This window comes from Candidatus Dormiibacterota bacterium (assembly GCA_036495095.1).
Classification (GTDB): Bacteria; Chloroflexota; Dormibacteria; order Aeolococcales; family Aeolococcaceae; genus CF-96.
This window is the reverse complement of record DASXNK010000045.1, coordinates 16357-27340: the sequence shown is the minus strand read 5'-3', so window position 1 is coordinate 27340 and position 10984 is coordinate 16357. Positions and strand designations below refer to the sequence as shown.

Below are 10984 nucleotides of genomic sequence, written 5' to 3'. Positions count from 1 at the left end.
CGTGATTGTCGTGGTGTTGATGACGACACACCCGCCCTTTCGCAGGGCGGCGGACAGCTGGGCCCGCCACCACCCCGGGCAGTTGGGTGCTTGCCTCTCGGCGCAACGGTTGCGAGCATGTATTTTTGCTGGCGGGGACGTGGTTGGCGGCCTCGTCGTTGGCGGCGTCTGGTTCGTGGGTTGGGGCTGGTTCCGACCGCACGTTCTGAAGCGGCGGGGCTGAGGGACTCGACAAGCCCCCGGCCGCGTACCGCCTCCAACGGCGCAGAATACGATCCTTGAGCGAGTTGAAGGACAAGGTGGGTCGCGCCCTCCGCCTCATCGGCTCCGGCGGCTGGGCTGATGAGGATCCTGAGGTGGTCGCCGAGCTGCTCGTGCTAGCGCGACAGCTGGCCGATCTCGTTGTCGCTGACACCGCGGCGTCGGTCGAGGCGCAGGCAGTCGCGGAGGACCTCCTCGAGAGGCTCCGATCCGATACCTACGGCACGGCGTAGTCCTGCGGTCGCTGCGTGGCAGCAGCCGACACCGGGACGTGTCGCGGTGAGCTCACGCCACCCCGCGGTGCACCGAATGGTCGGCTGATCTCTGGCACGGCCCTGCTCTCCGCTCACTGGCACTGTGCGATCTGGGCGGCCATCGCCCGCGGCCTGCGGCTGGGTCCCGAAGAAGATGCCCTCGACTTCTGAAGCTGTTGTGGGAGCGACAACCTGGGGCGTCGATAGGACTCGACCTCGCGGCCGGCGTTTGACGAGCACGAGGCCGGCGAGCGCGTGAAGCGGTTCTGGCGGAGCGGGAGCAGTTCCTGGCGCTGCCCGGTCGCTTCCAGCCGGCGGTGGTCGGCGCGCGGCGGAGGGGGGTGCTCTGGGAGGCTGGAGATGACGACGTCCGTGCGAGTCGGGCGAGCTGAGACTCGATCGGGAGGGTCAGTCTTGAACGTAGCCCAGGCTGCTCGGACAGGTTGCACGGCGCCTTAGGACAATGGACGAGTCTCCGCCGAGTGCCAAGCTCCTCACACGACACGGGCGCCTCAGAACGCCGATTCTCATGGTTCGGCTGCGGCCCGGGCAGCCCGAATCCACCGGAGGACCTTTCCATGTCCCTGCTCAATCGCGGGTTGTCGCGGACAGCCATCGTCGGTCTGACGCTCGCTGTGGCCTCTGTCGCCGCGACGAGCGCTGCACAGCCGGCCCATGCAATGGCTGCAGTGGCCGTCCCAGTCGCAGCCACTCAACCGGTCCACCCGCCCCTCACCCCGGGCGGAGCCCTGAACCCGACCTGCATCGCGCTGCTCGGTCTCGTCGGTCCACTATTCGGTCCCCTCGGCAGCGTCACCATCGGCACCATCGGCAATCCTGCGGCGTACTTCGCCACGCTTCAGGGCTTTCTGTTCGGTAACCCGGCGGGGCCCGGCCTGTTTCAGGTCTGCCCCTAGTATTCGCCTGGCGAGCGAGGGCCCCCGACATCTCGGGGGCCTTCCCCTCGCGGTGGAGCGCCGATGCGGCAGGAGCCGATGCCTCCGCCGGATTCGTGCGTCAAGTGCGCCTGACGGCACCGGTCCGCCCCTCGGCGCTACGCGCTGGCGATGTTCGCCCGGTCTGCTGCCCCCTGTGTGCCGTGCCCACCCGGCAGCGCGGGCAGAGGCTCGGCCCCGCGACGCAGCCTGCCGATGGCACCGGCCAGACCGCCGGGGAGGAACAGGACGACGAGCACGAACAGGCTGCCGAGCAGGAACAGTGGCTGGGACAGGGGGACGCGCAGCGGTCCCGGGAGCGACGTGATCTGCGCCGAGGAGGCGAGCACGGCGAGCCGCTGGTCGAGCAGGGTGTAGAGGACGCCGCCGAGCAGCGCTCCCCACCTCGCACCCGCCCCGCCCAGCACCACCATGACCAGCAGCGAGAGGGTGAAACTCGGCGTGGTGACCTGGGGGCTGGCGCCGCCCTGCACCAGGACGTAGCCCATCCCGACCAGCGCCGCCAGCGCACCCGCGGTGACGAACGCGATCAGCCGGACCACGTATGGGCGGACGCCGATCACCTGCACGCGGAGGTCGTTCTCGCGCACCGCGGCCATCATCCGCCCCGCGTGCGTCCGGCTCAGCCAGGCGACCGCGACGTAGACGAGGACGGCGATCGCCAGCGCGGTCCAGTAGAGGTTCTTCGTGTTGACGACGCCCACCAGGGACTCGGGCAGCGTGGCACCTGTGAGACCGAGGCCCTCCTCGCCGCCGGTGTACCCGCCGAAGTTGTGGTAGACGAGCAGCGAACCGGCTTGGGCGAAGGCCAGGGTCACCATGGCGAACGAGATTCCCCGCACCCGCAGGCTGATCGCTCCCACGAGCAGAGCGGCGAGGGTGCCCAGGGCGAGTGTGAGCAGCGCCGCCGGGCCGAGCGCGAGGTGCCACGTGTTCAGCGCAATGGCGAACAGATAGCAGCCGACGGCGAAGTAGAGCGCGTGGCCGAAGGACAGGAGGCCGGTCAATCCGAAGAGCAGCTGGTAGGTGAGTGCCAGGGCGCCGACCAGCAGGCACACGGCCAGCAGCTGCAGAGTCCCCGCGGTCGAGGTCGGACCGGGAAGCACCCCGGGCACCGAGACCTCCACGACCGGCAGCAGTGCGAGCAGCACGATGCCCGCGAGCGGGAGGGCGGGTCGCCACCGCCGGGCGGTCATGTCGACTGCCCGAACAGGCCGCGTGGGCGCACCAGCAGGACCGCCGCCAGTGCGAGCACGACCGTGAAGTCGCCGAGCCCGCTGACGGCGTAGTAGTTGGCGAACTGTTGGAGCAGGGCCACGACCAGTGCCGCCACCGCCGAGCCGGTGATCGACCCCAGGCCGCCGATGACGACCACGATGAAGGCGAAGATCAGCAGCGCGTCACCCATCCCTGGGGCGACGCTGCCGTTGTAGAGCGCGGCGAGCACGCCGCCGAGACCGGCCACCGCTCCACCGATGACGAACACCCCGGTGAAGGAGCGTCGCACGTCGATGCCGAGCGCCGTGACCATGGCCCGGTTCTCCACGCCTGCGCGGATGATCAGGCCGTGTCGCGTCCATCGCAGCAATGCCAGGAGTCCACCGAGGACACAGACCGCGGTGGCGATGCACACCAACCGGTCGTTGGGGATCTCCGCGCCGAGGAGCGCGGTCGTCCCGGACATCCAGCCCGGAGCCGGAAAGGAGCGGGGGTCGGCGCCCCAGATGCCGTTGACCAGCGCCACGGCGCAGAGCCCGACGCCGACGGTCACCAGCACCTGCTCGATCTCGCGCTCGTACAGGCGGCGCACGAGCAGCAGTTCGGTGAACAGTGCAAGCACGGCTCCGGTCGCAGTCCCCACCACCAGCATCAGCGCGAACACTGGCCACGACGACCCGGTGCCGACGTGAGTGCCCACCTGGTAGCCGACATAGGCGCCCACCGTGAGGAACGCGCCGTGGGCGAAGTTCAGCACCCGCATCAGCCCGTAGATGAGGGAGAGGCCCGAGGCGACAAGGAAGTACAGCGCTCCCAGGCCCACCCCGGTGATCGCGAGCAGGACGACCGTGCTCATCGGTTCACCTGCCCCTGATGCCGGCGCTCGTCGCGCCAGGTCCAGGGCGCGCCGGCGCCGAGTCCGACACCGGCTCGCCCGCCGGCACCTCGCGGTGCACGCCGAGCAGCTGCTGCACCAGGCTCGTGTCCGCGAGCAGCTCGGCCGCGCTGCCGGTGTGGACGACCCGCCCCTCGGCCATCACCACGACGTCGTGGGCCAGGCGGGAGACCACCCGCAGGTCCTGCTCGACCAGCAGCACCGGGACGCGTTGGGCGGCGACGGCGAGTGCGTCGGCGACCTCGCCGACGACCCGCGGCGCCAGCCCCTTGGTGGGCTCGTCGACGAGCAGGAGCCGATTGTCGTTGAGCAGTGCCCGGGCGAGGGCGAGCATCTGCTGCTGACCGCCCGACAGGGTCCCGGCCAGCTGCCGAGCGCGGCTGCGCAGCTCGGGGAACAGCCGGTCGACGAGGTCGTAGCGGGAGCGGTCGGTTCGGGAGGCGAGCTGCAGGTTCTCGGCGACGGTGAGCCGGGCGAACACCTCACGGTCCTCGGGCACGTAGCCCACGCCACCGGCGACGATTCGATGGGTGTGGTCCCCGTCGATCCTGGTTCCGCCGAGCATCACCTCGCCGCGCCGCCTGACCAGCCCGAGGACGGCCTTCAAGGTGGTCGTCTTGCCGACGCCGTTGCGTCCGAGCAGCGCGGTGACGCCGGTTGCGGCGACATCGAAGGTCACGCCGTGCAGGATCTGCTGCCCGCCGACGAAGGCGTCCAACCCGCGGACGGCAAGGATGTTCATATCGGCTCCCCGAGATACGCGCCCTGCACCATCGGGTCGGCCATCACCGCGTCGGGCCGGTCGCAGGCGAGCAGCCGGCCGTGGTGCAGCACCGCCACGCGGTCCACCAGCCCGAGCAGGACGTCGAGGTGGTGCTCGACCATCAGCACGGTGCAGCGCTGCTCGTGATGCATCCGCCCGATCAGCTCGACCAGCTCGGGCACATCGGCCGTCGCGACACCCGCCATCGGCTCGTCGAGCAGGACAACGGCGGGCCGGGTGGCGAGCAGCAGGGCGATCTCGAGCTTGCGCTTGTCGCCGTGGGCGAGCTGTCCGGCGCAGGCGCGTGCGCTCCGCAGCAGTCCGACGTCGGCCAGCCGGGCGTGAGCGAACTCCGTCGCCTCGTCGTCGGGGCGTGGCCGGCGGAGCACGCTGAGCCCGCCGCGGCGGTTCGCCTGGGCCGCGAGTCGGACGTTTTCGAGGACGCTCAACGCCGGGAACACGCTCGACGTCTGGAACGTCCGACCCAGTCCCGCACGGGCCCGCTGCGTGACCGACAGCCCGGTCACGTCCCGCCCGGCGAGCCACACCCGTCCGGAGGTCGGGCGGTGCACGCCGGACAGCAGGTTGAACAGCGTCGTCTTGCCGGCCCCGTTGGGTCCGATGACGCCGAGCATCTCCCCCGACGCCACCGACAGGTCGATGCCGTCGACGATCCGCACGCCTCCGATGACCAGGCTCAGCGCCGAGGCGGCGATGGCGGGTGCGCCGTGGCGGTCCGGCGCGACGCCGGCCGCGCCGGGCACCCGCCCCTCGACGGCGTGCCCGAGCAGGCTCACGCGCCGGCGGGGGCGGTGGCGGCGGGCGGGATCACCCTGACCAGCTCGGGTTCCCAGGTCGTGCCCCGCTGGACGAGCCTGGCCTGGAACATCGGCTGCAGCATCGCATGGTCGCTGGCGCGGATGGTCTGCGGTCCCTTCGGGGCGTCGAACGTCCACCCCTCCAGCGCCCTGACCATGCCGTCGACGCTGTCACCGCCAGCCTGCTCGACCGCGTGCACGATCATCTGCGCCGCCACGAAGCCGTCAGGCGAGAAGAGATCGGCCGACGACCCGGCCTTCTCGATCGCGCTGATCAGGGCGGCGTTGACGGAGTTGCTCGCCGCCCGCGGGAAGTAGTGGCTCAGGAAGCTGATCTTGCCGGCTGCCGGGCCGTACGCGTCGAACGACGCCGCGTTGCCCAGGCCGGTGGCGACCGTCGTCGACGAGAGCACCTGCTGCTGATCGAGTGCCCTCCACATCGGAAGGGTGGTCGCGCCGGCCCACGCGACGAAGACGAGATCGGCCTTCGCCTGCGCGGCCTGGCTTGCGAAGGGAGTGAAGTCGGTGGCCGTCAGGGGCACCAGCAGCTGAGACACCTGCGCGCCCCTGGCACCGAGGATCGCCTTCACCGCGGCGGCGTTGCCCTGGCCGAACGTGGAGTCCTGCGCGAAGACCAGCACCCTCTTGCCGGCGGGGTCGCCGATGAACGTGCCCGCGGTGGCGACGTCCTGGGAGGTCTGGCGCCCGGAACGGAACACGTACCGGTTGATGCCGGTGATCCTGTCGGCGGCAGCGGGACCGCTGATGTAGAGGATCCTGTTCTGCGCGGCCAGCGGCGCGAGCTGCGCGGCGATGCCGGAATCGACCGTACCGGCAAGGATGCGGTCACCGTCGCCGATGTACTGCTTGGCCGCGGCCGTTGCCTTGGCCGGGTCGCCTGCGTCGTCGGCGTAGGTCACCTCGATCTTGTGGCCCCCGGCCATACCGGTGCCGCGCGTCGCGTAGTTCAGCCCGGCCGTGAAGCCGTCCACGTAGTTCCTGCCGTAGGCGGCGAGCAGGCCCGTCCTCGAGTACACGACCGCCACCTTCACCGTGGACCCGCCCGCCGCCGTGCTGTTGCTCGCGCATCCGGCGAGGAGCATCCCCGTGAGGGCCGCGACCGACGCGACCGTTGACAACTGTCTCCGCATTGAGCCGACCCCTCGCGCGGACCGCGCCAGCAACCCGCACAGATGATTCAGGTGGCGGATGGTGACGACTCAATGCTAGGCCGGGAAGCCGCGCGTGAGAATTGTCGTACCCACCAGATGTGCGCGGCGATGTTCGCGGAATCCTCAGGCGAGACGTTCGCGCAACGCCGCCTCTCCAGTCTGACGAGGACCGCGATCAGCGGACGGACAGGTGAAGACTGGCCCACCGGACAGGTCGCCGGAGGCTCGGACCGACCGATGCTGCAGGTCGTTGGATCGACCGGATACCGGATAGGGGATGAGCATGTCGTTGACGCACAGGCGCCTCAGGATCGTGGGGCTCGCGGCCAGCAGTCTGACCCTCGTCGCCGCCCTTGGGCTGGCGACCACCGACGTCCCCCGGTCGATCGGCAACTCCGCCCCCGGGAGCCTTCGGCCGGCGATCGAGCCGCTCGATGGTGGCGGAGCCGGCCCTCGGCCCCGGCTGAAGGTCCCCGGAGGGATCGCCGGCGCCGGAGGTGCCGGCGGGCCGCAGGCGAGGTTCCTCGGCGACGCCGCCTCGAGGGCGCGCGGGCTCCAGGCGACGCGCCCCGGAAACACCGCCGGCCGCGGAGCCGTCTCCGACGCTCCGGCGACGCGCCCCGGAGACACCTCCGTCGGCGGCACCGTCCCAGGGTCGCAGGCGACGCCTCCCGGAGACTCCGCCGCGGGCGGCACCGTCGTCGGAGCGCAGCTGACGCTCCTCGGAATGGCGATCGCGGCGCAGACGACGCTCCGCTGACGCGCCGGGGCGAGGCCGCGGGACAATGCCGGCATGCCGCGCGCGGTGCTCGCCCTGGCGCTCTGTCTCGTGTACGACGGCGTCGTGTTCGTCGGCCATCCGCTCCTTCTCCGCGGGCGGAGGGCCGCGGGGGGATGGCTGCGTCCGACGTCCGGACCTCCCGCGGAGCGCGCCGCCAACCTGCTGTTCGCCGTCGCCTGCGCGCTCGACATCGCCGGTCCCTGCCTCGTCCTCGCCGGCCGCCTCCGCCCCCTGCCCCTGCCCCGGCGGCTGCGCACCTGCGCGGCCGCCGCGGGGATGGTGGTGTCGGGCGCCAACCTGGTCGTCGCGGTCGGCGCGCAGCGGTCGATGGGACGGGCGTGGCGCACCGGGGTGGCGGGCACCGAGGGTGAGCAGCTCGTCACCTCCGGCGCCTTTCGCGTGGTGCGCAACCCGGTGTACGTCAGCCTCCTCGGCAGCTGCGTCGGGCAGTCCCTCGTCCTGGCGACCGCGATGACCCCCGCCGCGCTCGCCACCTGCCTGGGTGCACTCGAGCTGCAGACCCGCGCCGTGGAGGAGCCGGCGCTGCTCGCGGCCCACCCGGAGGCCTTCCGCCGCTACGCGGCGCGCGTCGGCCGGTTCGCCCCGGGGATCGGCCGCCTCCGCGACCTCAACCGTGGATCAGGGTCAGCGGGCTCAGTGCCGCGGGGGTGACGACGATCGCGACTCCCGGTTCCCCCCCGCTCGCGGGGGGATGGTCGTGGCGATTCGCCGGGCCGCCTCCATCACCTGCGCCGCCTCCGGGTGGAGGCAGGTGGCGGTGAAGCCCCGGCCGGTGCCGCCCGAGCCCATGTGCCCGCAGGTCGTCCCACCGAGTCCCGCCCCCGGACCATGGCCCATGGTCACGTGGACGGGGTCGAAGCCCGGGCAGGCAGCCAGCAGGTCGCTTCCCAGGCCATACCGAGCGAGAGGACAGCGCTCCACGACATCCGCCTCCCCGATCCTTGTCCGACCGGTGTGAAGAGTACCACCCTGCTATCATGGTGGCAAGTCGTCATGGTGACATGGGTGAGGCTGCCGACGTGGAGCCGCCGCGCGAGGAGAGCCGTGGCCGAGAAGGTGATGACCCTGCGTTTGCCGGAGGCCCAGGCCCAGGCGCTCGAGACCGTGGCCGAGGTCGAGGGCCTGCCCGTCGTCGAGGTCGTGCGCCTGGCGGTCGCGGAGTACATCGACACCCGGCGGCGAGACCCGAGCTTCCAGGAGCGCCTGCAGGCCTCGATGGACCGGGTCAACCGCGCGATGGACAACCTGCGCTGGCCGGGGACGGGGTCAGGGCACTCCTGACCCGAGGCCGCCCTCGGTTGGCTCCTCGCGGTGGCACACCGCCTCGAGCATGATGCCCTGGGGGTCGAGCCAGAAGGTCGCGTAGTACCCCGGGTGGTACTGGGGAAACTCCCGGGGCGGGTGCAGGATCTCGCAGGCCTGCGCCCGCGCCCAGTCGTGGACGTGGTGCACCGCGGCGCGTGTCCCCACGATGAAGGCGAGGTGCTGGAGCCCGGGACGGTGCCGGGAGCAGGAGCCCTCCTCCAGCGCCGGGTAGAAGAAGACATAGGCGCCCGGCCTGCCGCCGGCGGGGCGGTACGAGAACTCGTCCTCGGCCTCGCGGAACGGCTCGTAGCCGAGGAGCGGCATCAGCGGCTCGTAGTACGCCCTCGCGGCCGCCAGGTCGGGGACGTTGATGCCCAGATGGCCGATCGGCATGTCGGCATTGGACTCTGCCACTTTGGTCGGCGTATAGTCACAAACCGCTTCGCCTGAGCGAAGCGTGTTTGTGAGGAGGCGGGGAATGACGACTGCTCGGTATCGGTGTGCCGCGGCGCTCGCGGCGGTGGTGTTCGGGCTCGCATCGGCGGGCTCGACGGTGTACGCGTCGACCGCCGGGAGCGGCCGCGGCAGCAGCAGCAGCAGCAGGGACAACGGGTCGCAGTGGCGGTGGCAGGATCACCGCGACAATCGCGGCGACGGCCAGCGCGACCGGAGCTTCCGTCGCGACCACTGCTGCGATAACAACAATCACAACGACAGCCACAGCAGCGACAGCAGCAACAGCCGCTCGGGCGACTGCGGCTGGCTGAGGGACCACGACCACGAGCGCTGGCTGCAGGAGTGCAGCAACTAGGCCGCAGGGCCTGACCACGGCCCGGAGGGCGTCGGGGAGTCCCGGCGCCCCTCGGGCCCTCGGGGCGGCCCGGGTGCCCGGCCCGATACGATCCGGGCCGCGATGGAGCGACCGGTGGTGGGCGGATGAGCGGCCTCGACGGACGAGTCGTCGTGGTCACCGGCGCCACCAGCGGGATCGGTCTCGCCGCCGCCCGCGGGTTCGCCGCCGAGGGGGCACGTCTGGTGGTCAACTCCTCCCGCTCCCGCGAGGCGGGGGAGGCGCTCGCCGCCTCGCTCCCCGACGCCGTCTACGTCCAGGGCAGCGTCGGCGACGAGCCCACCGCTCACGCCCTGGTGGCGGCGGCGATGGAGCGCTGGGGCCGCCTCGACCACCTCGTCAACAACGCGGGCGTCACCGAGCGCATCCCCCACGCCGACCTCGACGCGGTCACCGACGAGGTGTGGGATCGTCTCCTCCGGGTCAACGTCCTGGGCGCCTGGTACACCACCCGGGCGGCGGTGAGGGCGCTCGGCGAGGGCGAGGGCGGCTCGATCGTCAACGTCGCCTCGCTGGCCGGGGTTCGCCCGGTGGGCAGCTCGATCCCCTACGCGGTGTCGAAGGCGGCGCTGGTGCACATGACCCGCCTCCTCGCCAACGCGCTGGGTCCCTCGGTGCGGGTCAACGCCGTCGCGCCCGGGCTGATCAGCACGCCCTGGACCGAGCGTGAGGGCTGGGCTCCGCTGCACGCGCGGGTCGAGCAGATCGCCGCCCTGCGCCGCGTCGGCACCCCCGAGGACGTCGCCACCGTCTGCACCATGCTCGCCCGCAGCGACTACGTCACCGGGGAGGTGGTGGTGGTCGACGGCGGTCTCGGGCTGGCCGGCCCGTGAGCGAGGGCTGACCGATGCGCCTGCTCGCCTTCCTCGACGGCACCACCCCGACGATGGGCGTGGTGGTGGCCGCCGGGGTGGTGCCGGTGGCGCCGATCCGCGACTTCTACGCCGACGTCCCCGGCTGGCTGCGGCGGGCGCGGGCGAGCACCCGGGAGCGGCCGCGGGCGGCGGCGAGCCTGACCCTGGTCCCACCCGTCCCCGACACCGCCAAGGTGATCTGTGCCGCCCTCAACTACGCGTCGCACGCCGCCGAGACCGGGGGCCGGCTGTCCGAGCATCCGAACCTGTTCGCCCGCTGGGCGGCGACGCTGGTGCCCGGGGGCACCCCGGTGCCGGTGCCCCGCACCGAGCCGGGCCTCGACTGGGAGGTGGAGCTCGCCGTCGTCGTGGGGGCGCCGCTCATCGACGTGACCCCCGACGAGGTCGCCGCCGGGGTGCTCGGCTACACCGTGTTCAACGACCTCAGCGCACGGGTGCACCAGCAGGCGAGCCGGCAGTGGGCGCTGGGCAAGAACAGCGATCGCAGCGGGCCGGTGGCGTCGACGGTGGTCACCGCCGACGAGCTCGACGCCAGCGACCTCCACCTCGAGACCCGGGTCAACGGCGAGGTGATGCAGTCGGGCTCGACCGCGGACATGATCTTCTCGATCGCCGAGCTGCTCGCCTACGCCTCGCGGACGATCACGCTCCGCCCCGGCGACCTGATCGCCACCGGCACACCCCCCGGGGTCGGCTTCGTGCGCCAGCCGCCGCGCTTCCTCGTCCCCGGCGACATCGTCGAGGTCGAGGTGGAGGGCATCGGCGTGCTCCGCACCCCGATCGTGGACAGCTCCTACCGGGGATAGCGCCGGCGA

14 protein-coding genes are annotated in these 10984 nt (G+C 71.9%); 8 read left to right on the top strand and 6 right to left on the bottom strand.

Annotated elements, in window-relative coordinates; all coding sequences use genetic code 11:
- Positions 1-278: 278 nt before the first annotated feature.
- Together VGL20_05025 and VGL20_05020 are read left to right on the top strand one after the other, a co-directional pair.
- Positions 279-494: a hypothetical protein gene (locus tag VGL20_05025; GenBank protein ID HEY2703034.1), complete on the top strand. Its 216-nt coding sequence runs from the start codon at positions 279-281 to the stop codon at positions 492-494.
- 599 nt (positions 495-1093) lie between these two features.
- A complete protein-coding gene (locus VGL20_05020; protein ID HEY2703033.1) occupies positions 1094-1432 on the top strand; it encodes a hypothetical protein in 339 nt (112 codons plus the stop codon).
- Positions 1433-1569: 137 nt separating this feature from the next.
- Here VGL20_05020 and VGL20_05015 read toward each other — a convergent pair whose 3' ends face one another.
- From VGL20_05015 to VGL20_04995, 5 genes are all read right to left on the bottom strand, one after another.
- Positions 1570-2667, bottom strand: coding sequence for a branched-chain amino acid ABC transporter permease (locus tag VGL20_05015; protein ID HEY2703032.1), 1098 nt, complete (start codon positions 2665-2667; stop codon positions 1570-1572).
- Positions 2664-3545, bottom strand: a complete 882-nt coding sequence (locus VGL20_05010) for a branched-chain amino acid ABC transporter permease (GenBank protein ID HEY2703031.1) — start codon at positions 3543-3545, stop codon at positions 2664-2666. Before VGL20_05010 ends, VGL20_05015 begins: the two co-directional genes overlap by 4 nt.
- A 4-nt stretch (positions 3546-3549) precedes the next feature.
- Positions 3550-4326: an ABC transporter ATP-binding protein gene (locus VGL20_05005; GenBank protein ID HEY2703030.1), complete on the bottom strand. Its 777-nt coding sequence runs from the start codon at positions 4324-4326 to the stop codon at positions 3550-3552.
- Positions 4323-5063, bottom strand: coding sequence for an ABC transporter ATP-binding protein (locus VGL20_05000; GenBank protein ID HEY2703029.1), 741 nt, complete (start codon positions 5061-5063; stop codon positions 4323-4325). The genes VGL20_05005 and VGL20_05000 overlap by 4 nt, the downstream gene beginning before the upstream one ends.
- Before the next feature lie 77 nt (positions 5064-5140).
- Positions 5141-6268 (bottom strand): substrate-binding domain-containing protein, encoded by a 1128-nt coding sequence (locus VGL20_04995; GenBank protein ID HEY2703028.1) that lies wholly within the window; start codon positions 6266-6268, stop codon positions 5141-5143.
- 382 nt (positions 6269-6650) lie between these two features.
- On the opposite strand from VGL20_04995, the gene VGL20_04990 reads away from it, so the two are divergent.
- From VGL20_04990 to VGL20_04980, 3 genes are all read left to right on the top strand, one after another.
- Entirely contained in the window at positions 6651-7097 is a 447-nt protein-coding gene (locus VGL20_04990) for a hypothetical protein (protein ID HEY2703027.1), read from the top strand.
- A 33-nt stretch (positions 7098-7130) separates the two neighbouring features.
- Entirely contained in the window at positions 7131-7790 is a 660-nt protein-coding gene (locus tag VGL20_04985; protein HEY2703026.1) for an isoprenylcysteine carboxylmethyltransferase family protein, read from the top strand.
- A gap of 393 nt (positions 7791-8183) precedes the next feature.
- Positions 8184-8420, top strand: coding sequence for a hypothetical protein (locus VGL20_04980; protein ID HEY2703025.1), 237 nt, complete (start codon positions 8184-8186; stop codon positions 8418-8420).
- On the opposite strand, the gene VGL20_04975 is transcribed toward VGL20_04980, so the two are convergent.
- Positions 8406-8837, bottom strand: coding sequence for a VOC family protein (locus tag VGL20_04975; GenBank protein HEY2703024.1), 432 nt, complete (start codon positions 8835-8837; stop codon positions 8406-8408). The genes VGL20_04980 and VGL20_04975 overlap by 15 nt on opposite strands.
- An 85-nt stretch (positions 8838-8922) precedes the next feature.
- Between VGL20_04975 and VGL20_04970 the strand changes: the two genes are divergently transcribed.
- From VGL20_04970 to VGL20_04960, 3 genes are all read left to right on the top strand, one after another.
- A complete protein-coding gene (locus VGL20_04970) occupies positions 8923-9255 on the top strand; it encodes a hypothetical protein (protein HEY2703023.1) in 333 nt (110 codons plus the stop codon).
- 125 nt (positions 9256-9380) lie between these two features.
- Positions 9381-10127, top strand: a complete 747-nt coding sequence (locus VGL20_04965) for a glucose 1-dehydrogenase (protein ID HEY2703022.1) — start codon at positions 9381-9383, stop codon at positions 10125-10127.
- Positions 10128-10141: 14 nt separating this feature from the next.
- Entirely contained in the window at positions 10142-10975 is an 834-nt protein-coding gene (locus tag VGL20_04960; GenBank protein ID HEY2703021.1) for a fumarylacetoacetate hydrolase family protein, read from the top strand.
- Positions 10976-10984: the final 9 nt, after the last annotated feature.

Coding starts and splice junctions, on each gene's coding strand:
- VGL20_05020 (HEY2703033.1), top strand. CDS start 1,094: ATGTCCCTGCTCAATCGCGGGTTGTCGCGGACAGCCATCGTCGGTCTG.
- VGL20_05015 (HEY2703032.1), bottom strand. CDS start 2,667: ATGACCGCCCGGCGGTGGCGACCCGCCCTCCCGCTCGCGGGCATCGTG.
- VGL20_05010 (HEY2703031.1), bottom strand. CDS start 3,545: ATGAGCACGGTCGTCCTGCTCGCGATCACCGGGGTGGGCCTGGGAGCG.
- VGL20_05005 (HEY2703030.1), bottom strand. CDS start 4,326: ATGAACATCCTTGCCGTCCGCGGGTTGGACGCCTTCGTCGGCGGGCAG.
- VGL20_04995 (HEY2703028.1), bottom strand. CDS start 6,268: ATGCTCCTCGCCGGATGCGCGAGCAACAGCACGGCGGCGGGCGGGTCC.
- VGL20_04985 (HEY2703026.1), top strand. CDS start 7,131: ATGCCGCGCGCGGTGCTCGCCCTGGCGCTCTGTCTCGTGTACGACGGC.
- VGL20_04975 (HEY2703024.1), bottom strand. CDS start 8,837: ATGCCGATCGGCCATCTGGGCATCAACGTCCCCGACCTGGCGGCCGCG.
- VGL20_04970 (HEY2703023.1), top strand. CDS start 8,923: ATGACGACTGCTCGGTATCGGTGTGCCGCGGCGCTCGCGGCGGTGGTG.
- VGL20_04965 (HEY2703022.1), top strand. CDS start 9,381: ATGAGCGGCCTCGACGGACGAGTCGTCGTGGTCACCGGCGCCACCAGC.
- VGL20_04960 (HEY2703021.1), top strand. CDS start 10,142: ATGCGCCTGCTCGCCTTCCTCGACGGCACCACCCCGACGATGGGCGTG.